Source organism: Variovorax sp. R-27, from assembly GCF_049913215.1.
GTDB lineage: Bacteria > Pseudomonadota > Gammaproteobacteria > Burkholderiales > Burkholderiaceae_C > Variovorax.
Genome location: NZ_CP183984.1, coordinates 1,007,829 through 1,034,320 on the forward strand (window position 1 = coordinate 1,007,829; position 26,492 = coordinate 1,034,320).

The 26,492-nt window shown below is 64.5% G+C and carries 21 protein-coding genes; 12 read left to right on the plus strand and 9 right to left on the minus strand.

Going from position 1 to position 26,492, the window contains the following annotated elements; translation table 11 throughout:
• Position 1 precedes the first annotated feature (1 nt).
• On the minus strand, positions 2–427 hold the full coding sequence (locus ACN9MV_RS04470; RefSeq protein ID WP_093057333.1) for an acyl-CoA thioesterase: 426 nt from the start codon (positions 425–427) through the stop codon (positions 2–4).
• A gap of 41 nt (positions 428–468) precedes the next feature.
• On the opposite strand from ACN9MV_RS04470, the gene ACN9MV_RS04475 reads away from it, so the two are divergent.
• On the plus strand, positions 469–2,301 hold the full coding sequence (locus tag ACN9MV_RS04475; protein ID WP_426391421.1) for an ABCB family ABC transporter ATP-binding protein/permease: 1,833 nt from the start codon (positions 469–471) through the stop codon (positions 2,299–2,301).
• 42 nt (positions 2,302–2,343) lie between these two features.
• Positions 2,344–3,282, plus strand: coding sequence for a 2-hydroxyacid dehydrogenase (locus tag ACN9MV_RS04480; RefSeq protein ID WP_093057303.1), 939 nt, complete (start codon positions 2,344–2,346; stop codon positions 3,280–3,282).
• A 4-nt stretch (positions 3,283–3,286) separates the two neighbouring features.
• Here the strand turns inward: ACN9MV_RS04480 and ACN9MV_RS04485 are convergent, their stop codons facing one another.
• On the minus strand, positions 3,287–4,729 hold the full coding sequence (locus ACN9MV_RS04485; protein WP_426391422.1) for an amidase: 1,443 nt from the start codon (positions 4,727–4,729) through the stop codon (positions 3,287–3,289).
• A 61-nt stretch (positions 4,730–4,790) separates the two neighbouring features.
• Between ACN9MV_RS04485 and ACN9MV_RS04490 the strand changes: the two genes are divergently transcribed.
• From ACN9MV_RS04490 to ACN9MV_RS04515, 6 genes are all read left to right on the plus strand, one after another.
• Positions 4,791–5,780 (plus strand): LysR substrate-binding domain-containing protein, encoded by a 990-nt coding sequence (locus tag ACN9MV_RS04490; protein ID WP_093057305.1) that lies wholly within the window; start codon positions 4,791–4,793, stop codon positions 5,778–5,780.
• A 174-nt stretch (positions 5,781–5,954) separates the two neighbouring features.
• A complete protein-coding gene (locus ACN9MV_RS04495; protein ID WP_093079130.1) occupies positions 5,955–7,421 on the plus strand; it encodes an aspartate ammonia-lyase in 1,467 nt (488 codons plus the stop codon).
• Positions 7,422–7,589: 168 nt separating this feature from the next.
• Positions 7,590–8,489: an amino acid ABC transporter substrate-binding protein gene (locus ACN9MV_RS04500; protein WP_093057307.1), complete on the plus strand. Its 900-nt coding sequence runs from the start codon at positions 7,590–7,592 to the stop codon at positions 8,487–8,489.
• Between the two features lie 98 nt (positions 8,490–8,587).
• Positions 8,588–9,319, plus strand: a complete 732-nt coding sequence (locus ACN9MV_RS04505; protein WP_258351320.1) for an amino acid ABC transporter permease — start codon at positions 8,588–8,590, stop codon at positions 9,317–9,319.
• Between the two features lies 1 nt (position 9,320).
• Positions 9,321–10,010, plus strand: a complete 690-nt coding sequence (locus tag ACN9MV_RS04510; RefSeq protein WP_093057309.1) for an amino acid ABC transporter permease — start codon at positions 9,321–9,323, stop codon at positions 10,008–10,010.
• Between the two features lie 43 nt (positions 10,011–10,053).
• Positions 10,054–10,791 carry an amino acid ABC transporter ATP-binding protein gene (locus ACN9MV_RS04515; RefSeq protein WP_093057334.1) on the plus strand — a complete coding sequence of 246 codons (738 nt, stop codon included), beginning with the start codon at positions 10,054–10,056 and terminating at the stop codon, positions 10,789–10,791.
• Between the two features lie 57 nt (positions 10,792–10,848).
• Here the strand turns inward: ACN9MV_RS04515 and ACN9MV_RS04520 are convergent, their stop codons facing one another.
• The 4 genes from ACN9MV_RS04520 to ACN9MV_RS04535 form a co-directional block, all read right to left on the minus strand.
• A complete protein-coding gene (locus ACN9MV_RS04520; RefSeq protein WP_426391423.1) occupies positions 10,849–11,892 on the minus strand; it encodes an alpha/beta hydrolase family protein in 1,044 nt (347 codons plus the stop codon).
• A 129-nt stretch (positions 11,893–12,021) separates the two neighbouring features.
• A complete protein-coding gene (locus ACN9MV_RS04525; protein WP_426391424.1) occupies positions 12,022–12,837 on the minus strand; it encodes a class I SAM-dependent methyltransferase in 816 nt (271 codons plus the stop codon).
• Positions 12,838–12,995: 158 nt separating this feature from the next.
• Positions 12,996–13,982 carry a nucleoside hydrolase gene (locus ACN9MV_RS04530; protein ID WP_426391425.1) on the minus strand — a complete coding sequence of 329 codons (987 nt, stop codon included), beginning with the start codon at positions 13,980–13,982 and terminating at the stop codon, positions 12,996–12,998.
• Positions 13,983–14,294: 312 nt separating this feature from the next.
• Positions 14,295–15,125: a dienelactone hydrolase family protein gene (locus ACN9MV_RS04535; protein WP_426391427.1), complete on the minus strand. Its 831-nt coding sequence runs from the start codon at positions 15,123–15,125 to the stop codon at positions 14,295–14,297.
• Between the two features lie 108 nt (positions 15,126–15,233).
• Here ACN9MV_RS04535 and ACN9MV_RS04540 point away from each other — a divergent pair, with 108 nt between their 5' ends.
• Positions 15,234–16,199: a GlxA family transcriptional regulator gene (locus tag ACN9MV_RS04540; protein ID WP_426391428.1), complete on the plus strand. Its 966-nt coding sequence runs from the start codon at positions 15,234–15,236 to the stop codon at positions 16,197–16,199.
• Positions 16,200–16,226: 27 nt separating this feature from the next.
• Here ACN9MV_RS04540 and ACN9MV_RS04545 read toward each other — a convergent pair whose 3' ends face one another.
• The 3 genes from ACN9MV_RS04545 to ACN9MV_RS04555 are packed head-to-tail and all read right to left on the minus strand — an operon-like array spanning position 16,227 to position 19,180.
• A complete protein-coding gene (locus ACN9MV_RS04545; RefSeq protein ID WP_426391429.1) occupies positions 16,227–17,264 on the minus strand; it encodes a DctP family TRAP transporter solute-binding subunit in 1,038 nt (345 codons plus the stop codon).
• A 39-nt stretch (positions 17,265–17,303) separates the two neighbouring features.
• A complete protein-coding gene (locus ACN9MV_RS04550; protein ID WP_093057315.1) occupies positions 17,304–18,602 on the minus strand; it encodes a TRAP transporter large permease in 1,299 nt (432 codons plus the stop codon).
• Positions 18,599–19,180: a TRAP transporter small permease gene (locus ACN9MV_RS04555; RefSeq protein ID WP_426391430.1), complete on the minus strand. Its 582-nt coding sequence runs from the start codon at positions 19,178–19,180 to the stop codon at positions 18,599–18,601. Before ACN9MV_RS04555 ends, ACN9MV_RS04550 begins: the two co-directional genes overlap by 4 nt.
• A gap of 332 nt (positions 19,181–19,512) precedes the next feature.
• On the opposite strand from ACN9MV_RS04555, the gene ACN9MV_RS04560 reads away from it, so the two are divergent.
• From ACN9MV_RS04560 to ACN9MV_RS04570, 3 genes are read left to right on the plus strand one after another with little or no spacing between them, the layout of a single operon-like run.
• Positions 19,513–21,630 carry a type I restriction-modification system subunit M gene (locus tag ACN9MV_RS04560; protein ID WP_426391431.1) on the plus strand — a complete coding sequence of 706 codons (2,118 nt, stop codon included), beginning with the start codon at positions 19,513–19,515 and terminating at the stop codon, positions 21,628–21,630.
• Positions 21,631–22,902 carry a hypothetical protein gene (locus ACN9MV_RS04565; RefSeq protein ID WP_426391432.1) on the plus strand — a complete coding sequence of 424 codons (1,272 nt, stop codon included), beginning with the start codon at positions 21,631–21,633 and terminating at the stop codon, positions 22,900–22,902. It begins immediately after the preceding gene.
• Positions 22,903–22,943: 41 nt separating this feature from the next.
• Entirely contained in the window at positions 22,944–26,204 is a 3,261-nt protein-coding gene (locus ACN9MV_RS04570) for a type I restriction endonuclease subunit R (protein ID WP_426391433.1), read from the plus strand.
• Positions 26,205–26,492: the final 288 nt, after the last annotated feature.

The window sequence follows — 26,492 nt, forward strand, 5'->3', positions numbered from 1 at the left end:
CTCAGGGCTGCTGTTCGATGGGCCGTGGGCGGCCGTTGTCGTCGATGGCCACGTAGGTGAACGTGGCCTGCGTCACCTTGATGTATTCGCCCTGCGCCCGGAAGCGCTCGGCAAACACCTCGACCGTCACCGTGACCGAGGTGCGCCCGATGCGCACCAGCTTCGAATAGAACGACAGGATGTCGCCCAGCCGCACCGGCTGCTTGAAGATGAACTCGTTGACAGCCACCGTGGCCTGGCGGCCCTTGGCGTAGCGCGCGGGGATCACCGAGCCGGCCAGGTCGCACTGCGCCATGACCCAGCCGCCGAAGATGTCGCCGTTGGCGTTGCAGTCCGCCGGCATCGGAATGACCTTGAGCACCAGCTCCATGTCGGTGGGCAGGCTCTTGAGGATGGCGGCAGCGGCAGCGCTGGAAGTATCTGACATGGGCACAATCTGGAACAAACAAGCAACCACGATTGTCTCCCATGCGCCGCAGCGGCGAAGCCCTTCCCCCCTCCCACTCCGTCTCCAGCCACCCGCCGGAGCGCAGCGACCGTTCCGACTGGGCGACGCTGCGCCGCCTGTTTCCCTACCTCTGGCAGTACAAGTGGCGGGTGGCCGCGGCGCTGGCCTTCATGGTGGGCGCCAAGGTGGCCAACGTCGGCGTGCCGGTGCTGCTGAAGAACCTGGTCGACACGATGACGCCCAAGCCGGACATGGCGCAGGCGCTGCTCATCGTGCCCATCGGCCTGCTGCTGGCTTACGGCCTGCTGCGCTTCTCGACCTCGCTGTTCGGCGAACTGCGCGAGCTGATCTTCGCCAAGGCCACCGAGGGCACGGCCCGGCAGATCGCGCTGGAGGTGTTCCGTCACCTGCACGCGCTGAGCCTGCGTTTCCACCTGGAGCGCCAGACCGGCGGCATGACGCGCGACATCGAGCGCGGCACGCGCGGCGTGCACTCGCTCATCTCGATGTCGCTCTACAGCATCGTGCCGACCATCATCGAGCTGGTGCTGGTGCTCACCATCCTGGGCGTGAAGTTCGATTCGCTGTTCGTCTGGATCACGGCGGCGGCGCTGGTGCTGTACATCACCTTCACCGTGACGGTGACCGAGTGGCGCACGCAGTTCCGCAAGACCATGAACGAGCTCGACTCGGTGGCGCAGAGCCGCGCGGTCGATTCGCTGCTGAACTACGAAACCGTCAAGTACTTCAACAACGAAGACTTCGAGGCCGGCCGCTACGACGCCAGCCTCGACCGCTACCGCAAGGCCGCCATCAAGAGCCAGCGCACGCTGAGCATGCTCAACACCGGGCAGCAACTGCTGATTGCCGTGAGCCTGGTGCTGATGCTGTGGCGCGCCACCTCGGGCGTGGTCGAAGGGCGCATGACGCTGGGCGACCTGGTGATGGTCAACGCCTTCATGATCCAGCTCTACATTCCGCTGAACTTCCTGGGCGTGATCTACCGCGAGATCAAGCAGAGCCTGACCGATCTCGACAAGATGTTCGTGCTGATGGAAAAAGAGCGCGAGGTGCGCGATGCGCCCGGCGCGCAGCCGCTGGCCGGTGCCGACGCCACCGTGCGCTTCGAGGACGTGAGCTTTGCCTACGAGGCCGCGCGGCCCATCCTCAAGCACGTGAGCTTCGAGATTCCGGCCGGCAAGACGGTGGCGGTGGTCGGGCCCTCGGGCTCGGGCAAGTCCACGCTCGCGCGGCTGTTGTACCGCTTCTACGACGTGCAGCACGGCCGCATCACCATCGGCGGGGAAGACATTCGCGAGGTCACTCAGTCCAGCGTGCGCCGCGCCATCGGCATCGTCCCGCAGGACACGGTGCTGTTCAACGACACGGTCGAATACAACATCGCCTACGGCCGCCCGGGGGCGAGCCGCGAAGAAGTGGAGGCCGCCGCACGCGCCGCGCGCATCCACGACTTCATCGTGGCCACGCCCAAGGGCTATGAAACGACCGTGGGCGAGCGCGGCCTCAAGCTATCTGGCGGCGAGAAGCAGCGCGTGGCCATCGCGCGCACGCTGCTGAAGAACCCTCCGATCGTGATCTTCGACGAGGCCACCTCGGCGCTCGACTCGGCCAACGAGCGCGCCATCCAGTCCGAGCTGAAGAGCGCCGCGCAGGACAAGACCACGCTGGTCATCGCGCACCGCCTGTCGACGGTGGTCGACGCGCACGAGATCCTGGTGCTGGAGTCGGGCGTGATCGTCGAGCGCGGCACGCATGCCGAGCTGCTCGCGAAGCAGGGCCGCTACGCCCAGATGTGGGCTTTGCAGAAGAGCGAAGCAACTCCATTGATGTAGCGCGATCATCCATTCCTTTTTATCGATTTCAGGAGTTCAGACGTGTCGACCAAGATTCCCCTGCTGGTGCTCAGCGGCCTCTCGAGTGCCCACCAGGCCCAGATTGCCGAGGTCTATGACATGACCTACGCCTTCGACCCCGCCCTGCGCGCGGCCGCCATCGCCGAGCACGGCAAGAAGTTTCGTGCGGTGCTGACCATCGGCGTCATCGGCATCACGCCCGAGGAAATCGCGGCGATGCCGGCGCTGGAGCTGATCTGCTGCATGGGCGCGGGCTACGAAGGCGTGCCGCTCGAAGTGACGCGCGCTCGCGGCATCGCGACGGCCAACGGCGCGGGCACCAACGACGACTGCGTGGCCGACCACGCCTTCGGCCTGCTGATCAGCATCGTGCGCGAGTTCCGCAAGCTCGACCGGCTGTGCCGCGAGGGCGTGTGGCGCGAAGCCATTCCGCAGCCGCCGAACGTGTCGGGCAAGAAGCTGGGCATCCTGGGGCTGGGCACCATCGGCCAGAAGATCGCGAAGCGGGCGGCGGCCTTCGACATGGAGGTCGGCTATCACAACCGCAAGCCGCGCGAAGGCGCAACGCAGCGCTACTTCGACGACCTGAAGTCGCTGGCCGCGTGGGCCGACTTCCTGGTGCTGGCCGCACCGGGCGGGCCCGCGACGAAGCATCTGGTCAACGCCGAAGTGCTCGACGCGCTGGGGCCGCAGGGCTACCTGGTGAGCATCGGGCGCGGCAGCGTGGTCGACACCGAGGCGTTGGCGGCCGCATTGCGCGAGAACCGCATCGCCGGGGCCGGCGTCGACGTGTACGAGAGCGAGCCGAAGCGGCCCGAGCCGCTGGTCGGCCTCGACAACGTGCTGCTGACGCCGCACATGGCAGGCTGGTCGCCCGAGGCGACGCAGAAGTCGGTGGACCATTTCCTCGCGAATGCCGAAGGGCACTTCGCGGGGCGCGGCGTGTTGACGCCGATCTGAGGCCTCAGCCCAACGCGGAGGGGCGGTGCGCCGCCCAGCCGCAGGCCTGGTCATAGGCATGCCCGAGCCGCAGCACGTCGAGGTCCGCATGGATCGGTCCCGCCAGCTGCAGCCCCATCGGCAGCCCGCCTTCGCCGAAGCCGGCGCGCACATTCAGCGTCGGCAGCCCGGCCAGCGTGAACGGCGTGACGATCTCCATCCAGCGGTGGTACGTGTCGCTCTTCACACCGTTCACCTCGGCAGGCCAGTGCAACTCGGCATCGAACGGAAACACCTGCGCCGTCGGTGCCAGCACGAAGTCGAAACGCTCGAACAGCTTCAGGAATGCTCGGTACACGTTCGAGCGGTACACCGATGCCTGGTACAGCGATGCCGCATCGAGGTGCCGGCTCTGCTCGATTTCCCATTGCGCCTCGGGCTTGAGCTGCCCGAACAGCTTCGGGTCGCTGAGGTAGGCGCCGAGCTTGCCGCCCACCAGCAGTTGTCTCAACCGCAGCCACGCGCTCCAGTTGTGCTCGCGCGGCACGTCGAGCGTGCAGGGCTCGACCTCGCAGCCGATGGTGCGGAAGGTGCCGAGCGCCTTCTCACCGAGTTCGCGGATGCCGGGTGCCAGCGGCAGGTCGGGCCAGATGCTGCCGAGCCAGCCGATGCGAAGACCCTTGCCGTCGCCGTTTAGCTGCAGCGTATCGGGCGAGGGCAGGGCGTGCGGCGACGACAGCGGCACGCGCGTGTCGAAGCCCGCCTGCACGGCCAGCAGCCGCGCCGCGTCTTCCACCGTGCGCGCCATCGGGCCTTCGCAGCCCAGCTGCTGGAAGAACAGTTCCTCGTCGGGGTTGCCCGGCACACGCCCGCGCGATGGCCGCATGCCGATCACGTTGTTGAAGGCGGCCGGGTTGCGCAACGATCCCATCATGTCGCTGCCGTCCGCCACGGGCAGCATGCCCAGGGCCAGCGCCACGGCCGCACCGCCGCTGCTGCCGCCCGCGCTGCGCTCGGGCGCATAGGCGTTGCGCGTGATGCCGAACACCGTGTTGTAGGTGTGCGAGCCGAGCCCGAACTCGGGCGTGTTGGTCTTGCCGATGACGACTGCGCCGGCCGCCCTGGCGCGGGCCACGTGCAGGCTGTCGGCCCGAGCCGGCGAGCGCGGCGACAGCGGCGAGCCCATCGAGGTCGGCAGGCCGGCGGCATGGCTCAGGTCCTTCACTGCCAGCGGAAAACCGTGCATCCAGCCGCGCCGTTCGCCGCGCGCCAGTTCGGCGTCGCGCTCATCGGCCTCGGCCAGCAACTGCGCCGGATCGCGCAGCGACACGATGGCGTTGAAGCGCGGGTTCAGCGCCTCGATGCGGGCCAGCGAGGCCTGCATCACCTCGCGGCAAGACACGTCGCGCGCGGCGATGCGGCGGGAGAGTTCGGTGGCGCTGAGTTCGAGCAGGTCGGCTGAAGGCATGGCGAGTGCGGGAAAAGGAGGGGGCGCCCAGTATGGCGCGGCGCTCGCATAATCGCCGCGTATGGAAACCAAGTGGCTCGAAGACTTCATCAGTTTGGCGGAAACCCGCAGCTTCAGCCGCTCGGCTCAATTGAGGCATGTGACCCAGCCGGCGTTTTCCCGCCGCATCCAGGCGCTCGAAGGCTGGGCCGGCACTGACCTGGTCGACCGCAGCTCCTACCCCACACGGCTCACGCCAGCGGGCCAGACGCTCTACAGCCAGGCCATCGAGATGCTGCAGTCGCTGCAGAGCACCCGGGCCATGCTGCGCGGGCACTCGGCCGCCGGGCAGGACGTGATCGAGATCGCCGTGCCGCACACGCTGGCCTTCACCTTCTTCCCCTCGTGGGTGACCAGCCTGCGCGAGCACTTCGGGCCGATCAAGAGCCGCCTCATCGCGCTCAACGTGCACGACGCGGTGCTGCGGCTGGTCGAAGGCAGCTGCGACCTGCTGATCGCCTACCACCACCCCTCGCAGCCGCTGCAGCTCGATGCCAACAAGTACGAGATGGTCAGCCTCGGCGAGGAAACCGTGGCCCCCTGGGTCAAGGCCGATGCCGAAGGCGCGCCGCGCTACCGGCTGCCGGGGCGTCCCGGCCAGCCGCTGCCCTACCTGGGCTATGCGCCCGGCGCCTACCTGGGCCGTGTGGTCGACCAGCTGCTGAAGGAGTCGGGCACTGCCATCCACCTCGACCGCGTTTACGAAACCGACATGGCCGAGGGCCTGAAGGTCATGGCGCTCGAAGGCCACGGCATCGCCTTCCTGCCGCAGAGCGCGGTGCGCAAGGAGATCAAGGCGCGCAAGCTCGTGAGCGCGCTGCCGCCCGAAATCGACAGCCTCGAGGCGACCATGGAAATCCGCGCCTACCGCGAACGGCCCGGCGCGCCGGTGCCGGTCAAGGCCGGCGCCAGCCGTGCCGCCAGCAAGGCCGCGGCCGCTGACAGCCTGCAACCCAAACGCACCGCCGATGCGCTATGGTCTTACTTGGTCGGCACCCAGCCGCACCGCTGACAACGGAGATTTGTGCACCGCACAATCTATAAATGCCGCGCATAGGACTCCCCGCAAACGGCATTGGCGCCCCGAACCCGGCGCCACTACAGTCGCGGCTGCTTTTAGTCGCTGTCACAGCAACATCTCCGGCACGCGCCCTGCGCGTGCTTTTTTTTAAGCCGAGGAACCTGTATGAGCTCCAATTTCAGGACTGAACACGACTTCCTCGGCGACAAGCAGATCCCTGCCGTCGCCTACTGGGGCGTGCACACGGCGCGTGCGGTCGAGAACTTCCCCATCTCTGGCACGCGCATCTCGGCCATGCCCGACCTGGTGCGAGCGCTGGCCTACGTGAAGAAGGCCGCCACGCGCGCCAATGCCGACCTCGGCGCCATCGACCGCGACCGCGCGGCGGCCATCATCCTGGCCTGCGAGGACATCATCGACGGCAAGCTGCTCGACGAGTTCGTGGTCGACGTCATCCAGGGCGGCGCGGGCACCTCGACCAACATGAACGCCAACGAGGTCATCTGCAACCTCGCGCTCGAAAAGCTGGGCCACGAGAAGGCGCGCTACGACGTGCTGCACCCCAACGACCACGTCAACGCCTCGCAGAGCACCAACGACGTGTACCCCACGGCAGTGCGGCTGGCGCTGTGGTTCGCCATCGGCCGGCTGCTCGAATCGATGGCCACCCTGCGTCGCAGCTTCGAGGCCAAGGCGCTCGAGTTCAAGGACATTCTCAAGATCGGCCGCACCCAGCTGCAAGACGCGGTGCCGATGACGCTGGGCCAGGAGTTCCTGACCTACGCGATCATGATCGGGGAAGACGAGGCCCGCCTTGGCGAGGCCCGCGCGCTCATCGAAGAAATCAACCTCGGCGCCACCGCCATCGGCACCGGCATCAACGCGCCGCACGGCTACGCGAACCTGGCCTGCCAGTACCTCGCCGAGCAGACCGGCGTGCCGCTCAAGCAGGCCGCCAACCTCATCGAGGCCACGCAGGACACGGGCGCCTTCGTGCAGCTGTCGGGCGTGCTCAAGCGCGTGGCGACCAAGCTCAGCAAGACCTGCAACGACCTGCGCCTGCTGTCCAGCGGCCCGCAGGCCGGCTTCGGCGAAATCCGGCTGCCGGCGCGGCAGGCGGGTTCGTCGATCATGCCGGGCAAGGTCAATCCGGTGATCCCGGAAGTCATGAACCAGGTGGCCTTCGAGGTCATCGGCAACGACGTCACCGTGACGATGGCTTCGGAAGCCGGCCAGCTGCAGCTCAACGCCTTCGAGCCGATCATGGGCTGGAGCCTGTTCAAGAGCATCCAGCACCTGAGCCGGGCCTGCATCACGCTGCAGGTGAACTGCGTCGACGGCATCGAGGCCAACCGCGAGTTCCTTGCGAAGAGGGTGCGAGAGTCGGTCACGCTGGTCACTGCGCTCAACCCGCTCATCGGCTACGAAAAGGCCGCGCTCATCGCCAAGACCGCGCTCGCCACCGGCGGGCCGATCGACCTGGTGGCCGAATCGCTGGGCATCATGACGCGCGCCGAGATGGAGGCGCTGCTCGTGCCCGAGAACCTGACGCAGCCGGTGCGCCTGTCGGCCGCACCGGTTCCGCCGGCTGCCGAGCCTTCGGGCCAGGCTTCGGGCATAAAGGCTGCTTAGTGAAAGTCGGACAATGCCAGGAGGCAGGATCGCACCAGGCTGGCGCTGCCATGCGCATGCCCGGTGCAGCGTGCGTGTGTATGCACCGGGTTGGTCCGGGTATCACGCAAAATGTAAATGTCTAGAATTTAGTTGTATCTGTTTCAGTCACCCTCAGGAGTTTTCCGTATGAAAAAACAAGTATTGGCATTGGCAGTCGCGGCACTGGCCGCTGGCGGCGCGATGGCGCAAGCCAATGACACGCTGGCCAAGATCAAGGCTTCCGGTGTCATCACCGAAGGCGTGCGTGAATCGTCGGGCCTGTCGTACACACTGGGCAATGGCCAATACACGGGCTTCCACTACGACGTCTGCGCCAACATCATCAAGGACCTCGAGAAGGCCGCCGGCAAGAAGCTCGAAGTCAAGTACCAGCCCGTGACTTCGCAGAACCGCATTCCGCTCGTGCAGAACGGCACCGTGGACATCGAGTGCGGCTCGACCACCAACAACGCCACCCGCCAGAAGGACGTGGCTTTCGGCGTGACCACCTACGTCGAAGAAACCAAGATCGTCGTCAAGGCCAACTCGGGCATCAACTCGCTGGCCGACCTGAAGGACAAGACGGTTGCAACCACCACCGGCACCACGCCGCTGCAGACCGTGCGCAAGCAAAAGCGCGCCGAGAACCTGACCTTCAAGGAGGTCTACGGCAAGGACCACTCCGACAGCTTCCTGCTGCTCGAAACCGGCCGTGCCGACGCCTTCGTGATGGACGGCTCGATCCTGGCTGCCCTGGCCGCCAAGTCGAAGTCGCCCAAGGACTACAAGATCCTGTCCGACGTGCTGGCCGTCGAGCCCATCGCCATCATGATCCGCAAGGACGACGCCGCTTTCAAGAAGGCCGTGGACGACAGCATCAAGGCACAGGCCAAGTCTGGCGAACTCGCCAAGCTGTACGACAAGTGGTTCCTCAAGCCGATTCCGCCCGCAGGCGTGACCATCGGCCTGCCGCTGGGCGAAGCCACCAAGAACGCTTGGGCCAACCCGAACGACAAGCCTGCTGAAGACTACGTCACCAAGGAATAAGCGCCGCGTCGCTGCGTGATGACGCCCACCTTTCGCGGTGGGCGTTTCTTTTCAAGGGACTGGTTTTCGAAGAGACGGTGAAGAAGGAGTAAACACAAATGGGCAACTGGGATTGGCAGGTATTCCTGCAAGACCCCGGGGGGGACTATCCGACCTACCTGCAATGGATGCTGTCGGCCTGGGGCTGGACCGTGTCGGTCGCGCTGCTGGCGTTGATCGTGGCGCTGGTGCTGGGCTCGCTCATCGGCATCATCCGCACGCTGCCCGACAGCCCGTGGCTGGTGCGGCTGGGCAATGCCTGGGTCGAGCTGTTCCGCAACATTCCGCTGCTGGTGCAGATCTTCCTCTGGTACCACGTGATCCCGGCGCTCATCCCCGTCATGAAGGGCGTGCCGAGCTTCATTCTCGTGGTGCTGGCGCTGGGCTTCTTCACTTCCGCGCGTATCGCCGAGCAGGTGCGCTCGGGCATCCAGGCGCTGCCCAAGGGCCAGCGCTATGCGGGCATGGCGGTGGGCTTCACCACCGTGCAGTACTACCGCTACGTGATCCTGCCGATGGCCTACCGCATCATCATCCCGCCGCTCACGAGCGAGACGATGAACATCTTCAAGAACTCGTCCGTCGCGTTCGCCGTGTCGGTCACCGAACTCACCATGTTCGCTATGCAGGCGCAGGAAGAAACCTCGCGCGGCATCGAGGTCTACCTTGCGGTGACGGGCTGCTACGTGATCTCGGCCCTCATCATCAACCGCCTCATGGCATTCATCGAGAAGAAGACCCGCGTGCCGGGCTTCATCGTGTCTGCAAGCGCGGGCGGCGGAGGACACTGACATGATGAATCTCGACCTGTCCTTCTACAACTGGGACGTCATCAGCAACTTCGTCGTCAAGGGCTTCTACTTCAGCATCATGCTGACGATAGTCGCCACGATCGGCGGCGTGATCTTCGGCACGATCCTGGCGCTCATGCGCCTGTCGGGCAAAAAGTGGCTCGATGCGCCAGCGGCCATCTATGTCAACGGCATGCGAAGCATCCCGCTGGTGATGGTGATCCTGTGGTTCTTCCTGCTCGTGCCGGCGTCGTTCTATTCGCTGTTCGGTTCGGTCGGCTCCAACTACCGCTCCGAAATCTCGGCCGTGATCACCTTCGTGGCGTTCGAGGCCGCGTACTTCAGCGAGATCATGCGTGCCGGTATCCAGTCGATCCCGCGCGGCCAGGTGAATGCCGGCCAGGCGGTCGGCATGACCTACGGCCAGAACATGCGCCTGATCGTGCTGCCGCAGGCCTTTCGCAACATGCTGCCGGTGCTGCTCACGCAGACCATCATCCTGTTCCAGGATACGTCGCTGGTCTACGCCATCGGTGCCTACGACATGCTCAAGGGCTTCGAGACCGCGGGCAAGAACTTCGGCCGCCCGATCGAGGCTTACCTGCTCGCGGCCGTCGTGTACTTCGTCATGTGCTACGCCCTTTCTTGGCTGGTCAAGCGCCTGCACAAGAAGATCGCCATCATTCGCTGATTGTTTGAGTGGCTGAACCGGAGAGAAAGAAATGTCCGAAAAAATGATTGAAATCAAGAACGTATCCAAGTGGTATGGCCCGGTGCAGGTGCTCAACGATTGTTCGGTGAGCATTTCCAAGGGTGACGTGGTGGTGGTGTGCGGGCCTTCGGGCTCGGGCAAGTCCACCCTCATCAAGACCGTGAATGCGCTGGAGCCCTTCCAGAAGGGCGAGATCACCGTCAACGGCATTCCGCTGCACGACCCCAAGACCAACCTGCCCAAGCTGCGCTCCAAGGTCGGCATGGTGTTCCAGCATTTCGAGCTGTTCCCGCACCTGTCGGTGACCGAGAACCTCACGATCGCGCAGATCAAGGTGCTGGGCCGCACGCCCGATGAAGCCAAGACCCGTGGCCTGAAGATGCTCGACCGCGTGGGCCTGATGGCGCACAAGGACAAGTTCCCGGGCCAGCTCTCGGGCGGCCAGCAGCAACGCGTGGCCATTGCCCGTGCGCTGTCGATGGACCCGATCGTGATGCTGTTCGACGAACCCACCTCGGCGCTCGACCCCGAGATGGTCGGCGAAGTGCTCGACGTGATGGTGAGCCTGGCCAAGGAAGGCATGACCATGATGGTGGTCACGCACGAAATGGCTTTCGCCCGCAAGGTCGCGAGCCGCGTGATCTTCATCGACGTGGGCGGCAAGATCCTGGAAGACTGCCCGAAGGACGAGTTCTTCAGCCACCCGGAAAACCGCCAGCCGCGCACCAAGGACTTCCTGAACAAGATCCTGCAGCACTGATCCGCTGCTGCCGCGCAAGAAAGTCAAAAGCCACGCTGTTCTGCAGCGTGGCTTTTTTCATTCGCGCTCGGGCAATGCCTTGTCGAAGAAGGCTGGAATCTCGAGGCCCAGCCGCGCCAGGAAGGCCTTCCTATCGAAGCCCGGCGGGTCGTTCCTGATGTCTCCGTCGTCGCTTGGAATGGCGCTGGCCGGGGTGTCCATGAATGCGAAATGCCAGGCGTTGGGAACCCGGTGGAGTTCGGCGCGGGGCATGTTCTGCGCAATCCATTCGGCGTGAAAACGCGGGACGAGGAACCGGTCCAGCTCCGCCTCATAGATCTGCGTCGGGATCCTGATCTCCGCCAGCGAAGACGACGTGAAGACAACACCCGCCGGCGCCAGCAGCACGACCGCACGCACCCGCGGGTCGCGCAGCGAAGGCAGCACCGATGCTGATGCAGCAGGCGAGCCAGCCGTCGTTGGGACGTTCCGGCCCACGCCGCAAAAAACCGGATCGGCCTCGCGCTCGCTCTCGCAGTGCCTGCGAATGCGCGACAGGTCGACCTGCCCACCCGCCAGTGCCAGCACGGTATAGCCGCCGGCCGAATGCCCCACCGCGCCAATGCGAAGGCCCTGGGCGTCGCTGGCGATGCGATCCTTCCACTGCGGGTCTTGCAGCAAGGCGTCGATCACGCGCGATGCCTGTCGCGGCCGTTCGGTGAAGTAGACGCTGCCGCCTTTCTGCAGCAGCGACCCGTCCTGCCAGTTGTCGCCGGGATGGCGAAGGGCCGCGACCATGTAGCCATCCCGCGCGAGGGCCTCGGCGAGGCTGCTGTGGCCCAGTTCGGTGCCGCCGATGCCGTGGCTCAGCACGATCAATCCCTTGAACTTGTCCTCGGGCGGTGCCTGGATGGCCGCCTGTACCGTGAACGGGCCCATGGCCGTCGTGCGCTCCGTCGCCTTCGTCGGGTAGTAGAGCGCGACCACCGTGGGTACGGCGTCGGGCGTGTCGCCCGGAATGCGCAGCTGCCGCCAGCCGGCCTGGGCTGCCAGGAGCTGGAAGGACAGCAGCAGGCCCGAGGCAAGCAGCAGGGTCTGGCGAAAGAAGAAGGCAGTGCGCATCGCGGATCTCCATCACATGGTTATGGAGTGCGCATGGTTGCCGCGCCGCGGCGCAACTTCCATGCGAATGCGATGAAGTGCGCCAAAGGCGGCGCGAGATGACCGGATGAAGCGCGTGCCGGAACCCCGCTATCCCGCTGCCACGATCACATGTGCCTGAATCTTGCCGGCCACCGGGCCCTCTTTGCCGTGGCGGCTGGCGATCGCCTCCGTTGCGCGCTCCGTAGCGAGCTGAAGCAGGGTGGCGTCGCGCGCCTCGATTTCGTTGCGCAGCGGCGTTCCCTGGCAATAGGCGGTCGCAACGTCGCGGGCCGAGGGGGCGCGGCTCAGCTTCTCGCGCGTCTCGATCCCGATGCTGGTGAACCCTGCGCGGCCCAGATCCTCGCGGATCAGTGCGGTGTCGTGATAGCCGTGCGGAGTGCGGGCGAGAAATCGCGGAGGGTCATGCGGAAACACCGTGGCGACGGCGTTCGTGACGTCGTCGGCAAAGGCGTTCTCTTCGATGCGGTCCCACACGCTGAAGACAAAGCGCCCGCCCGGCCTCAGCACGCGACGCGCCTCGGCGTAGCCGGCAACCCGGTTGGGGAAAAACATCGCGCCGAACTGGCAGCAAACAACGTCGAACGATGCATCTTCGAACGGCAGGGCGAGCGCGTCCGCCTGCCGCCACTCGATACGGCTATCGGGCCCCTGCCGGGTGGCTGCATAGTCGAGCATGGGCTGGTTGAGGTCGGTTACCACATAGCGCGCGCCGGCGCCGAGTTTTGGCGCAAGCGCCCGCGTAACCACACCGCTGCCGGCCGCCGTTTCAAGCACCGAGCCGGGCGAGGAGGCCGCAACAAGCTCTGCCATGTCGGTGGCGTAGGCCTCGAAGATGAGGGGGACCATCAGCGTGTCGTAGAACTTCGGGATCGAGCCTGCGAACACCTTGTCGCTTTCAGCCATGAGACCTCCTCGAAAGCCCTGAAATGGCGCGTTTGCTCACCTATTCCAGAGCGGGCAGGCCTCCCCGACGAGTCCGCCGCCTAGCCGGGCATTGGCGACGGTGCACCATGGTGGCCCCGCATGCCACCGCCGTCAACGTCGTTCTGGGGCGATGCAGCTCAAGGCAGGCGGGAAATGCGCTGCGTCAGCAGATCGAAGAACCCCTGCGCATCCCCCTCGGCAATCCAGTTCACGTTGGCGGGCTTCTTCAAGCCGCCGTACCAGTCGACCACCGTCTGGCCGAAGCCCAGCCCTTCGCGGCTGTCGACTTCCACGTTCACCTTCCGGCCCCTGAACAGCGAGGGCTGCAGCAGGTAGGCGATCACGGTGGCGTCGTGCACCGGGCCGCCGGGCAGGCCGTAGTACTGCATGTCGTGCTGCACATAGGCATCGAGGATGTCGGCCACCGTCTTGCCGGCTTGGTTGCCGATGCCGCGCAGCCTGGCAATGCGCTCGGGGCTGGTCAGCACCTTGTGCGTCAGGTCTAGGGGCAGCATGGTGATCGGCACGCCGCTCTTGAGCACGATCTCTGCCGCATGCGGATCGGCGAACACGTTGAACTCCGCCGTCGGCGTGATGTTGCCGCCATTGAAATGCGCGCCGCCCATGAGCACCAGCTCGCGCAGGCCGCGCGTGATGTCGGGGGCCTGCGTCAGTGCCAGCGCGAGGTTGGTCTCGGGCCCGAGCATGGCGAGCGTCACGCTTTTTTCGGGCGCCGCGCGCAGCGTGCGGATCAGGTAGTCGACCGCATTGCCATCGGCCAGCGGCTGGCTCGGCTCGTGCACCTTGATGCCGGTGATGCCTTCGCTGCCGTGGATGTCGGCTGCATAGATGGGCGTGCGCAGCAGGGGCCGCGGCGCACCGGCGTAGACCGGAATGTCGGGCCGCTTCGCCCACTCGCGCGCAAGGCGTGCATTGCGCGAGGTCTTGGCGAGCTGCACGTTGCCGGCCACGGTGGTCAGTGCCTGGATCTTCAACTGCTCGGGCGAGGCCATGGCGAACAGCAGCGCGATCACGTCGTCGGCGCCGGGGTCGGTGTCGATGATCAGCGTGTGCACGGTGGCATCGGCTGCATGTGCCTTCGGGGTGATGAAGCTGGTGGTCAAGAAAACGAGTGCTGCGAGAAGAACCGAAAAGATCGCGAAGCGCGATGGCCGTGTTGTTGCGACGGTCGATGCGGTGGACCTGAGATGCATGGTGAAGGAGGCTCCTTGCTGCGCGAAGAAGTGCGCTGTGCAAGTCAGTCTGCCAGAGCATCTCGAGCGCGGGCATCGGATCGCGGGTGCATTGTCGGTGGCGATGCACGGGCTCGCAACGGTGCGCATACCAAGGGGTTAGCGCGTGCGGGCGGCCGAAGTGGAAAGTGCGCAAACACGCCCAGGAAGAGGTCGGCCGCCTGTTGTGAAAACGCCGCTTGCTCAGCGCCGACGATCCAGCAGCCGCAGCGCAAAGAACGCCAGGATCTCGTCCCTTGCCGCAAGCGTCGGTTGCCCCGCCCCATCGATCAGGTGCGCCGTCACCACGCTGTGCGGGCTGGCCACCACCTGCGCGAAGAAGGGCGGCGTGTTCGGGTTGGCTGCGCTGTCGGGCAGCACGCGTGCGACAAAACGCTCGCCCAGTGCTTGAGAGAACGCAGCAAAGCGCTCGGCCTTGCAGAACCTGTCGCCGTCGAAGCGATAGGCCATCACGCTCAGGTCCTCGCGCTCCAGGCGTTGGCGCACGGCTGCGAGTTCGTCGGCCGCCACGTTCATGCCTGCCGGATCGTCGAGCGGCAGCGAAGGCTGGCACACCACCGGCGCGAGCATGGCCGGCTCCATCATCATCGAGAGCGCGAAGTTGCCGGTGAAGCACATGCCGATCGCGCCCACGCCAGGGCCGCCGCATTCCTCATGCGCCAGCCGCGCGAGCGCGCGCAGCCATTGCGTCACGGGGCTCGATGCGTTCGATGCAAAGGCGCGAAACTCCGCGCTCACGCAGGCCCGCTTGAACACGGCGGCGCCTTCCTCGGCCTGCGGCACCGCGCCGTCGCGCCCGAACAGCGAGGGCATGTAGACAGTGAAGCCCGCGTCGCGCACCCAGCGTGCAAAGCGTGCCACGTGCGGGCTGATGCCCGGCATCTCGGTCATCACGATCACGGCAGGGCCTTGGCCCATCAGGTAGACCTTCTTCTCGATGCCGTCGAGCGTGATCTGGCGCGGAATGAAGTCGTCGAGCGGATCGTCTTCGTTCAGGGAGCGGGTCGGTGTCATGTGAGTGCGGCCGTGGACGGCACGGGGAAAGCGGATGAGCTTGTATTGGGCCGCTCGCGTCGCCAGAATGGCAGTGTCAAATTTGACCGTTTCAGGGCTGAATCAGACATGCACGATTTCACCGTTCTGGTGCTGCCCGGCGCCTTCAATTCCAGCGTGGCGGTCACGCTCGACATCCTGGGCGCCGCGCAGGCCGTGGCCGCTCGTGCCGGCGTGGCGCCGCCGCGCTGGAGGCTGTGCTCGGTGCAGGGTGGCCCGGTGCGGTTGCAGGCCGGCATGAGCCTGGAGACCGCGCGCCTGCCCGTGCGAGCGCGTGACGACCGCTCGACGTGGGTGGTGCCGGGGCTCGGGCTCAACACGCCGGGCGAGATCCGGCGGTGCCTCGACAGCGACGACGCGGCCAAGGCCATTGCGGGCCTCGTGCGTCATGCGAAGGCCGGAGGGCAGGTCGCGGCCTCGTGCTCGGCGGTGTTCCTGCTGAATGCCGCGGGCCTGCTTCAGGGGCGGCGCGCAACAACTTCATGGTGGTACGCAGCGCTGCTCAAGCAGATGGCGCCTGGCTGCATCGTCGACGTCGACCGCATGGTGTGTTCCGACGGCCCCGTGGTCACGGCCGGCGCCGCGTTCGCGCAGACCGACTTGATGCTGCATCTGCTGCGCGAGCGTTGCGGCAGCGCGCTCACCGATCTTGTCTCGCGCATGCTGCTGATCGACGGGCGTCAGGCGCAGGCACCATTCATCGTGCCGGAGGTGCTGGCCAACGGCAACGACCTTGTAGCGCGGCTCGCGGCGCGGGTCGAATCGGCATTGCCCGATCCGCCCGCGGTCAGTGCGTTGGCGCGCGAGTTCTGCATGTCGGAGCGCACGCTGTCGCGCCACATCCAGAAGGCCACCGGCAGGAGCACGCAGGCGCTGGTGCAGAGCGTGCGTTTGCGGCGCGCCCGCGCGCTGCTCGAGTCGAGCCGGATGACTGTCGAGCAGGTGGCCGGCGCCGTGGGCTACCAGGACGCCACGGCGTTGCGGCGCCTGATGAAGAAGATGGCGGGCGCGAACCCGAGCCGCTACCGAGGCTGATGCGCCCGCAATGCGCCGTGCCTGCTCTTACTTCTTGCGCGCGGCAATCGCCTGCTCGGCCTTTGCCACCAGGTCGGCGCCCACGGTCGGCTTCCACTTGTCGTACACCGGCCGCGTCGCCTTCACGAAGGCATCGCGTTCGGCCGGCGTGAGGCTGGTCACCGTCACGCCCATGCCCGCGATCTCCTTCAGCAGGGGCTTGTCGGCTTCGATCAGGCCTTTGCGCGCGATGACGATTTCTTCCTTGCCCGCATCGATGGCCGCCTGGCGCACGATGGCCTGGTCGGCCGGCGTCCACGAGGCCCAGATTTCCTTGTTCACCACGAACACCAGCGGGTCGGCCACGTAGCCCCAGGCGGTCAAGAATTTCTGGCCCACGTTCTGCATCTTGAGCACGGTGAACAGGAACAGCGGGTTCTCCTGGCCGTCGACCGCGCCGCTCGCGAGTGCGGGTTGTGCGTCGGCCCAGCTCATCTGCGTGGGGTTGGCGCCGAGCGCGGTGAACATGTCGGAGTAGATGGGCGAGCCGACCACGCGGATCTTCATGCCCTTGACGTCGGCCGGCGACTTGATCGCCCTCTTCGAATTGGTGATCTCGCGGTAGCCGTTCTCGCCCCAGGCGAGCGGCACTACGCCGGCCTTGTCGAGTGTCTTGAACATTTCCTTGCCGACTTCGCCTTGCGTGAGCGCGTCAATGGCCGCGTAGTCGGGCATCAGGAAGGGCATGGAGAAGAGGTTGAGCTGCTTGACCTGCGGCGACCAGTTGATGGTCGAGCCGACGGCCATGTCGATCACGCCCTGGCGCAGCGCGCTGAACTCGCGCGTCTGGTCGCCCTGGATGAGCGACACGCCGGGGTACAGCTTGATGTTGATGCGGCCCTGGGTGCGCTCCTTCACCATGTCGGCCCAGATCTTTCCGGCCTGGCCCCAGGGCGTGGGCGGGCCGAGCACCAGCGACATCTTGTATTCGGGCTTGTAGGCGGCTTGCGCCATGGCGCCGGTCGAGAATATGCCCAGGGCGGTTGCTGCGGCGGCGAGGCCGAGAAGGGTGCGGCGGAATTTCATGATGAGGGCTCTCCTTATGGTTCTGAGACGGGACAAAAATCAGTAGCCGAGCTTGCGCGGCAGCCAGAGTGCGAGTTCGGGAAAGATGATGACCAGCACCATCACCACGAACATCGAGAACAGCATCCAGCCCACCCAGCGCACGGTCTCTTCCATGCGCACCTTGGCGATGCGGCACGACACCATCAGGTTGACCGCGAGCGGCGGCGTGAACTGCCCCAGCGCCACCTTCAGCGTGAGGATCACGCCGAACCACACCGGGTCCCACTTGTAGTACTGCACGATGGGCAGCAGCAGCGGCACGAAGATCAGGAAGATCGACACACCGTCGAGGAACATGCCGACCGTGATGAGCAGCAGTATCAGCAGCGCCAGGATGCCGTACTCGCCCAGGCCCGAATTCACGATCGCGCGCGTCACCGGGTCGATCACGCCCAGCGTCGACAGCGAATACGCGAAGATGCCCGCCAGTGACACCACCAGCAGGATCACCGCAGAGAGCTCGCCCGACTCGCGCAAGATCACGAACAGGTCGCGCACCTTGATGGTCCGGTGGATGCACATGCCCACGAACAGGCCGTAGAACACCGCCACCACCGCAGCTTCGGTCGGCGTGAACCAGCCCGCGCGCATGCCGCCGAGAATGAGCACCGGCGCGGCCAGCCCCCAGGTTGCTTCGCGAAAGCTCTTCCAGAACGGCGGGCGCGGCAGCGTGGCTTCGAGCGCGCCCATCTTGTGTTTGCGCGCCAGCAGCACAGCCGGAATCATCAGCGCCAGGCCTGCCATCACGCCGGGGATCATGCCGGCCGCGAACAGCGCCGGCACCGAAGCACCGGGCACCAGCACCGAATACACGATGAACGCGACTGAAGGCGGAATCAGGATGTCGGTGGCCGCCGCAGCGCCCACCACGCTGGCCGAGAAGGCGGCGGGGTAGCCGGCGCGCGACATGGCCGCGATCATCACCGCGCCCACTGCGGCCGCATTGGCTGGGCCCGAGCCCGAGATGCCGCCGAGAAACATCGCGACCGCAATCGCCACCAGCGGCAGCATGCCGGGGCCGCGGCCCACGATGGCGACGGCAAAGTTGACGAGCCGCAGCGCCACGCCCGAGCGGTCGAAGATGGAGCCGACCAGCACGAACATCGGAATGGCCAGCAAGGGGTACTTGCCGAGACCGGCATAGAAGTTCTGCGGCACGGCGAGCAGGCCGAACCATTGGGCGTCGCTGTTGGCCAGTGCGATGCAGGCGGCGCCCGCCAGTCCCAGCGCGGCGCCGATGGGCACGCCCACCAGCATCATCACGACGAAGGCAACGAAGAGCAGGGTGGCGATCACTTGGCGTCGTCCTTGCTCTCTTTGGTGTCCGAGCCGTAGTTCGTTTTGCGTCCGCGGCGGATCATGAGGCCCACCGCGCGCAATGCGATGGCGAACGACACGATGGGCAGCCAGATCGAATACCACCACGCGGGCAGCCCGATGCCGGGCGTCGTCTCTTCGAAGCGGAAGTCGTCCCACACCATGCGGATGCTGAGTGCGCCGATGAGCGTGAACAGAATGGCGATCATCAGCGCGCCGAACTGCGCGAGCCGCTTGCGCCGTGCCATCGAGCCGCTTTCGGAGAAGTATTCGATGCGGATGTGCCGGTCGCGCGCCACAGCGGCCGAGCCGGCCACCAGCGCCAGCATGATCATGAGGAACACCGAGAACTCTTCGGTCCACGCGAAGGACGAGTCGGTGAAGTAGCGAACGATGACGTTGGCAAAGGTGATGAGCGCCAGCGCGCCCATGATGATGACCGTGAGCCAGTCTTCGATGGCAAGGGGAACCTTGGTCGGTTCGTCTGCTGCTTCGATGTCGAGGGGGAGGGGGCTGGCGGCGTCCAGCGTGGGGCCGGACTCGGGTGGAGTTGTCATCGCGGGATGGTCAGTGAGGCACGAACGGCGGGACGCGTCCGGTACACCTCGACAGGGAACAGCCTTCGATGCTAGGTGGTCGATGACCACTCATGTATCGGGGGTTTCCTTAGCTGCGGGGCTTGGGAAAGGCACTTCCGGGGGGTGTGCACAGGCCGCCGGGTACTCCCCTCCGCGAATGTCCCCCGCCCTTCGGGCTCCTCCTTTATTTCGCTGCGGGGAGCACCCGGCGCCCTGTGCACGATGAGTGCGGCTGTGAGGTTGGCGGGTCGAGCGCTGTGGCGGATTGTGGATGGGCGGGCGGGGGCGTACCCTCAGTTACGATCACCTGAATGAATCGTGACCAGCTCAAACAACTCGAAAACGACCTCTGGTCAGCAGCCGATAAGCTCCGAGCCAACTCCGACCTCAAGGCTAGCGAGTACAGCACCCCCGTGCTGGGTCTAATCTTCCTGAAGTTCGCCGAAAACAAATACCGCCAGCACGAAGCGGCGATCGAGCAGGAGTTCAAGAAGCTCCAAGGCACACGCCGTGAGCGCAGCGAAGAAGAGATCGCCATCGAGAAGTGCGGCTTCTACCTCAAGCCCCACGCCCGTTACGACTACTTGCTAAACCTGCCTGAGAAGGAAAACATCGCCAAGGCCATCCGCCGCGCGATGGCTAGCATCGAGAACACCAAGCCCGAGCTGCAAGGCGTGCTGCCGCAGGAGGAATACGACCGCTTCACCCGTAGCCTTAAGAACCAGCACATCCCCAAGGTCCTGCTCAAACTCTTCTCCGACATCCCGGTGGACGCCTCGGGCGATGTGTTCGGCCAGATCTACGAGTACTTCCTAGCCAACTTCGCGCTCAGCGAGGGCCAGGGCGGCGGCGAGTTCTTCACGCCGCGCTCCGTTGTCAAACTCATGACCGAGATCATTGAGCCCCACGGTGGCAAGGTGTTCGACCCCGCGTGTGGCTCGGGCGGCATGTTCGTGCAGTCCGCCGAATTCATCCACCAGCACCAGACCGACAAGGCGGCCGACCTCGATGTGTTTGTCTGCGGCACAGAGAAGACGCTGGAGACGGTCAAGCTCGCCAAGATGAACCTGGCAGTGAACAACCTGCGCGGCGACATCAAGCAGGCCAACACCTACTACGAAGACCCCTTCAATGCCTTCGGGTCCTTCGACTACGTGATGGCCAACCCGCCCTTCAACGTGGACGATGTGACGCTGGACGCGGTGGAGAAGGACCGCCGTTTCAATACCTACGGCGTGCCTCGCAATAAGACCAAGGCCAAGGCGTCGGGTGCCGGCAAAGACGGCAAGGAAAAAGCCGTCGAGACCGTGCCCAACGGCAACTATCTCTGGATCAACCTCTTCGCCACATCGCTCAAGCCCGGCGGCCGTGCCGCGCTGGTAATGGCCAACTCGGCCAGCGATGCCCGCCACTCCGAGTCCGACATCCGCAAGACGCTGATCGAGCAGAACCTCATCTACGGCATGCTCACGCTGCCGTCCAATCTGTTTTACACAGTCACCCTGCCGGCCACGCTGTGGTTTTTCGACAAGGGCAAGACAGATGAGAGGGTGCTGTTCATCGACGCCCGCAACATCTTCACCCAGGTGGATCGCGCCCACCGCGAGCTGAGCGACGAACAGATCCAGAACATCGCGCTCATCCCGCGCCTGCACAAAGGCCGCCGCCAGGAGTTCGTGGACCAAGTGGACCGCTACCTGCACCAGGGGATAGCCCAACTGAGGGAAGCCGTCGAGCATCTGCCTGACCTGAGCAAGCGCCTGCTAGCCGTGCTGGCCGAAGAGGCGGCCGACGCCGTCACCAACCAGGCCGCGAGCGAAGCCATCACCGCGCTGCAGGCCCAGTGGGGCCAGCTCGCCGCGCTGCAGCAGGCCCAGGCCCAGCACGAGCGCACGCGCGGCCAGAAGCACGGTGTGGACGACCGCAACGCCGCCCAGCACACCCTCCGCGCCCAGTTCACGCCCTTCTTCAGCGGCCTGCACGTGGCCGTGAAAGCGCTGGACAAGGCCATCCGCGAAATGGACAAGCGCAAGGCCGAGGCCGCCAAGGCGGACGGCAAGCGCGCCACTGCCAACCGCCAGACCAAGGGCGTGAAGGCGGCGGTGCAGGCCCTGCACGACGAGCTCAAGGCCGCCGAGCTGTACTACCAGCATGTGAGTTGGCTGCAGGAGCGCTTCCCGAAGGCCACCTACGAAGACGTCACGGGCCTTTGCAAGCTGGCCAGCCGCGAAGAGATTGCTGAGCAGGATTGGTCGCTGAACCCTGGGCGGTATGTCGGGGTGGTAATCGAGGAGGATGGGAAGACGGAGGAGGAGTTCCTGGCGGAACTACAGTTGTCCATGGATGAGTTGGACGAGCTTGACGGCGCAGCACTCCGCCTGAAGGAGATCATTGATTCCAACCTCAAGAAGATCTGCGAGGCCAGCTGAATGAACGGGTGGCGCGACATCAAGATCAAAGAGGTGAGCGAGTACGTGACGGTCGGCTTCGTTGGCTCTATGGCCGATCAATATGTCGAAGCTGGCGTTCCGTTTCTGCGGTCATTGAACATCCAGCCGTTCAGGCTCAACTACAACGACCTGAAATACATCCCTGAGTCATTCCACGATTCCATCAAGAAGTCGAAGCTGCGCCCGGGCGATGTGGCCATTGTCCGCACGGGTTACCCGGGCACTGCCTGTGTGATTCCAGCGAACCTGTCGGATGCCAATTGCAGTGATTTGGTCATCCTTCGCCCCGGCCCGGAGCTGAATCCGCACTACATCGCGGCCGTGTTCAATTCCTCATTTGGTCAGAGCCTGGTAGGCGGCAATCTGGTTGGTGCTGCACAGCAGCACTTCAACGTGACGGTTGCGAAGGAATTGAAGCTGCGACTGCCGCTTCGGGCCGAACAAGACAAGATCGCCGCTGTCTTGGTCGGACTTAACGAGCTGATCGCCAACAGCCAGCGCCGCATCGCCTTGCTGGAGTCCATGGCCGAAGAAATCTACCGCGAGTGGTTTGTGCGGATGCGATTTCCCGGCCATGGGAGCAGCCACTTCGAAAAAGGCCTGGCGGCAGGTTGGAGTAGCGCCCTTTTGGGTCAACTGATTGGTGAAGTCAAACGTCCCGTGAAGAAAGGTGACCTCTCCAGTCACGCGCGCTACGTGGGGCTGGAGCACATATCGCGGAAATCGATCGCTTTGACCATGCACAGCTCCCCGGAGTCCGTGGACAGCGACAAGCTGGCCTTCACGGCCGGTGATATCTTGTTCTCGAAGATCCGCCCGTACCTGCACAAGGTGGCACTGGCGCACTTTGACGGCATCTGTTCGACGGACACATTGGTGCTCAAACCGAAGCGCGCTGACTACCGAGAGTTCGCGCTGTTCACTGTGTTCAGTGAGACGTTCATCGAGATTGCGAACACAGCGTCCAAGGGAACGAAGATGCCCCGAGCTGACTGGCATTTTCTGAAGCAGCTACGGATCTCCGTGCCAAGCGATGCTCTGTTAACGCGCTTCGGCGCGTTGACTAAACCTATGCTGGATGAGATTGCCACATTGATAGCGGTAAGCGAGTCGTTGACGAAACAGCGTGACGCCCTGCTTCCCCGACTGATCTCCGGCAAACTCCGCGTCGATGCGTTAGACATCCAGTTTCCACCAAGCATGCAGCCGCCGCTCGAAGCAGCGGCGCAGCAGGCGGCAAGAAACAGTTAGCAGGTCCTCGTTCACAGAACCGGTAACACCAAGGAGGTGCCATGGCCGCCGCGAAGAACTTCATCAGTGAAGACGACATCGAGCGGGCCCTATTGCAGCGGCTGCAGCACCTGTGCGGCTTCGATGCACTGAACTGCTACACGGCCCAACCGGACGACCTGAACGATGGCTCCGGCCGCGGCGATAAGCGCGAAGTGATCCTGGCCGACCGACTGCGCGCCGCGCTGGAGCGGTTGAACCGGCAGGCCCCGGCCCATGCGGTGGACCAAGCCCTGGCCCTGTTGCTCCGGCCACGCACAGCGATGAGCCTAGTGGCGGCCAACCGAGAGATGGACGCTCTGCTGCGCGACGGTGTGCCCGTGACCTACAAGCCCGAGACCGGGCCGCAGGCTGGCCAGAGTGTTACCGAGCGGTTGCGCGTGATCGATTTCGATGCACCCGACCCGCGCGACGGCCACAACCACTACTTGGCAGTCACACAGTTGTGGGTGCGCGGCGAGCATGGCTACCGGCGGCCCGACATGCTGCTGTATGTGAACGGCCTGCCTCTGGTGTTCATTGAGCTGAAGAACAGCAACGTCAAGCTGCGCGCGGCCTTTGAAGACAACCTCACGACCTACAAGGCCGAGATCCCGCAGCTCTTCACCGCCAATGCCCTCTGTTTACTGAGTAATGGCATCGAGACCAAACTGGGCAGCATCACCTCACAGTGGGAGCACTTCTTCAATTGGCTGCGGGTGGACGACGAGAAAGAAGCGCTGGACCGCAACGCCATTGCGGCCCAGGGCCTGAGCGTGGAGCGGGCGGTGCTGGGCTTGCTGAAGCCGGATCGGCTACTAGATTACGTGGAGAACTTCTGCGTGTTCTACCGGGAGACACAGAAGGTCATCGCGCAGAACCACCAGTTTCTCGGCGTGAACAACGCCTTTGCGCAGTTCCAGCGTCGCCGTGAGCTGAACGGCAGACTGGGCGTTTTCTGGCACACCCAGGGTTCGGGTAAGAGCTTCTCGATGGTGTTCTACACACGCAAGATCTTCCGGAAGCTCACTGGCAATTTCACCTTTGTGGTTGTGACCGATCGGGACGACCTAGACGGGCAGATCTACCGCAATTTTCTGCACACCGGCGTGGTGGCGCCCAAGGACGACGTACGCCCGCGCGACAGCGCCAAGCTGCGCGAAATGCTGGGTAAGAACAAGCGCGTGGTGTTCACGCTGATCCAGAAGTTTCGCTACGACAAGGGCAAGGACTATCCGCTGCTGTCCGACCGGGACGACATCGTCGTCATCGTGGACGAGGCGCATCGCACCCAGTACGCTGGCTTGGCTGAGAATATGCGCGCAGGCTTGCCGCGCGCCAACTTCCTGGCGTTCACCGGCACGCCATTGCTGGGCAAGGAGCGCAAGACCAGTGCTTGGTTTGGCGACTACGTGTCGGAATACAACTTCCAGCAGAGCGTGGAAGATGGTGCCACGGTGCCGCTGTTCTACGAAAAGCGCGTGCCAGAGGTGCTGATCCAGAATGACGATCTGAGCGAGGAGTTCGCAGAGATCCTGGAGGACGAGAACCTCGACGCTCAGGCACAGGAAAAACTGGAGAGGCGCTTTGCGCAGGAGATGGAGGTCGTCAAACGCGAGGACCGGCTGGACACGATTGCGCGCGACATCGTCTACCACTTTCCCCGCCGCGGTTACCTTGGCAAGGGCATTGTCATCTCGGTAGACAAGTTCACCGCCGTGACCATGTTCGACAAGGTGCAGACGCTGTGGAAGGCCGAGTTGAAAGCGTTGAATGGGCGCATCGCGACCACGAAGAACGACGTGGAACGCCAGCGGTTGAAGCAACTCAAGGCCTGGATGGGCGCGGCGCAGATGGCGGTGATCGTCAGCGAAGAGGCGGGTGAGGAAGAGAAGTTCACCAAGAAGAAGCTCGACATCAAACCACACCGCCAGCGCATGAACACACTGGACGCGCATGGGCACGACATCGAGTTCAACTTTAAGGACCCCGAGCACCCGCTGGAATTGGTGTTCGTCTGCGCGATGTGGCTGACGGGTTTTGACGCCCCTACGGTGAGCACGCTCTACCTGGACAAGCCCATGCAGGGTCACACGCTGATGCAGACCATCGCGCGAGCCAACCGGGTGAGCAGCCATGAAATCCTGGGCGTGGCAAAGCGTCACGGTGAGATCGTGGACTACTACAACGTCTTTCGCCGTATGAAGAAGGCGTTGAAGGACTACGCCGCCGGCCCCGAGGAGGAAGAGCTACCGGTGCAGGACAAGAGCAAGCTCTTTGCATTGCTGGACGAGGCCATCGAGCAAGGTCTGGCCTATTGCCATAGCCAGGAAGTGCCGCTGCACGAGGCGCTGGACCGGGGGGACGTGTTCACTAAGCTGGGCCAGTTCAACGGCTTCGCCAACACGCTGCTGGCCAGCGAGGAACAGCGCAAGTCTTTCAATGTCTATGAGAACACGATCTCGTCGCTATACGAGGCTTGCAAGCCGGAGGTGCTGGACCAGAAGAAGGGCCGCGTGGTGTCGGCCTTCCAATATCTGCGTGGCGTGATGGATAGCATCGTGGAGCAGGCCGATATCGACAGCGCCGTGAGGCGCATCGAGGCGCTGCTGGACGCCAGCGTGGTGGTGGACAACACCGAGGTCTTCTCGGCCAAGGAGTTCGAGGCGCAGTACAAGATCGTGCAGCGCGGCAGGGCCTGGGATCTCAGTAAGGTCAACGTCGAGAAGCTGCGCGAAGAGTTCAAGAAGGCGCCTTTCAGGAACATCGAGATCGCGGACCTCCAGGCCTTCTTGCAGCGCAAGCTGGCCGAGATGCTGGCGCAGAACAGCACGCGCGGGGACTTCCTGCAACGGTTGCAGAACGTGATCGACGCCTACAACTCGGGCGCCACTTCCACCGAAAATTACTACGATGAGCTGACGGCCTATGCCCAGGAACTCAAGGAAGAGGCCGAGCGGCACATTCGCGAGGGGCTGACTGAAGACGAGCTGGAACTCTTCGATCTGTTGAAGAAGGACACCCTCACTCAGGAGGAAACGCAGCGTGTGAAGCTTGCGGCCAAGCATCTGCTGCGGCGCTTGGTGCAAGAGCAGCCCAAGGTGCTGGTGCAGAACTGGCACCAGAGCGCACAGACGCAGAAGCAGGTACGGGCTGAGATCGAACGCGTGCTCGACGCCGACTTGCCGGAGAGCTATGACCGGACTACCTTCAAGCAGAAGTGCGACAACGTGTATGAGTTAATCACGGACTACGCAATCAAGGGCAAGAGGTGGGCCGCATGAGCGCGGCGCTAGGAGCTGGCGGTCCGTGCGCTAAATGATCCAGCGACCGTCATAAGGCGATCGGGGCGGTGCGTCGGGACCGCGAACTCATGCTAGGTAGAGGTCGCAGGCGCAGAGCGAATACGCCGCTGAACTTCCCCATCACGAAGATTTCAGCCATCGCACCTCAAAGGACCTATTCCCCAGGCGGGCCACGAACCCCGCAGCCCGCAGACCAGCCACTAACCGCCAGTCTCAGGCGCCCCACGTCGCGCCTTCTCACTCATCTGAAACAACTCCCCAGCCTTG

Bases quoted from the DNA above. Each gene is read 5' to 3' on its own strand.
- ACN9MV_RS04470 (WP_093057333.1), bottom strand. From the start codon at position 427: ATGTCAGATACTTCCAGCGCTGCCGCTGCCGCCATCCTCAAGAGCCTG.
- ACN9MV_RS04475 (WP_426391421.1), top strand. From the start codon at position 469: ATGCGCCGCAGCGGCGAAGCCCTTCCCCCCTCCCACTCCGTCTCCAGC.
- ACN9MV_RS04485 (WP_426391422.1), bottom strand. From the start codon at position 4,729: ATGCCTTCAGCCGACCTGCTCGAACTCAGCGCCACCGAACTCTCCCGC.
- ACN9MV_RS04490 (WP_093057305.1), top strand. From the start codon at position 4,791: ATGGAAACCAAGTGGCTCGAAGACTTCATCAGTTTGGCGGAAACCCGC.
- ACN9MV_RS04495 (WP_093079130.1), top strand. From the start codon at position 5,955: ATGAGCTCCAATTTCAGGACTGAACACGACTTCCTCGGCGACAAGCAG.
- ACN9MV_RS04500 (WP_093057307.1), top strand. From the start codon at position 7,590: ATGAAAAAACAAGTATTGGCATTGGCAGTCGCGGCACTGGCCGCTGGC.
- ACN9MV_RS04505 (WP_258351320.1), top strand. From the start codon at position 8,588: ATGGGCAACTGGGATTGGCAGGTATTCCTGCAAGACCCCGGGGGGGAC.
- ACN9MV_RS04510 (WP_093057309.1), top strand. From the start codon at position 9,321: ATGATGAATCTCGACCTGTCCTTCTACAACTGGGACGTCATCAGCAAC.
- ACN9MV_RS04515 (WP_093057334.1), top strand. From the start codon at position 10,054: ATGATTGAAATCAAGAACGTATCCAAGTGGTATGGCCCGGTGCAGGTG.
- ACN9MV_RS04520 (WP_426391423.1), bottom strand. From the start codon at position 11,892: ATGCGCACTGCCTTCTTCTTTCGCCAGACCCTGCTGCTTGCCTCGGGC.
- ACN9MV_RS04525 (WP_426391424.1), bottom strand. From the start codon at position 12,837: ATGGCTGAAAGCGACAAGGTGTTCGCAGGCTCGATCCCGAAGTTCTAC.
- ACN9MV_RS04535 (WP_426391427.1), bottom strand. From the start codon at position 15,125: ATGACACCGACCCGCTCCCTGAACGAAGACGATCCGCTCGACGACTTC.
- ACN9MV_RS04540 (WP_426391428.1), top strand. From the start codon at position 15,234: ATGCACGATTTCACCGTTCTGGTGCTGCCCGGCGCCTTCAATTCCAGC.
- ACN9MV_RS04545 (WP_426391429.1), bottom strand. From the start codon at position 17,264: ATGAAATTCCGCCGCACCCTTCTCGGCCTCGCCGCCGCAGCAACCGCC.
- ACN9MV_RS04555 (WP_426391430.1), bottom strand. From the start codon at position 19,180: ATGACAACTCCACCCGAGTCCGGCCCCACGCTGGACGCCGCCAGCCCC.
- ACN9MV_RS04560 (WP_426391431.1), top strand. From the start codon at position 19,513: ATGAATCGTGACCAGCTCAAACAACTCGAAAACGACCTCTGGTCAGCA.
- ACN9MV_RS04565 (WP_426391432.1), top strand. From the start codon at position 21,631: ATGAACGGGTGGCGCGACATCAAGATCAAAGAGGTGAGCGAGTACGTG.
- ACN9MV_RS04570 (WP_426391433.1), top strand. From the start codon at position 22,944: ATGGCCGCCGCGAAGAACTTCATCAGTGAAGACGACATCGAGCGGGCC.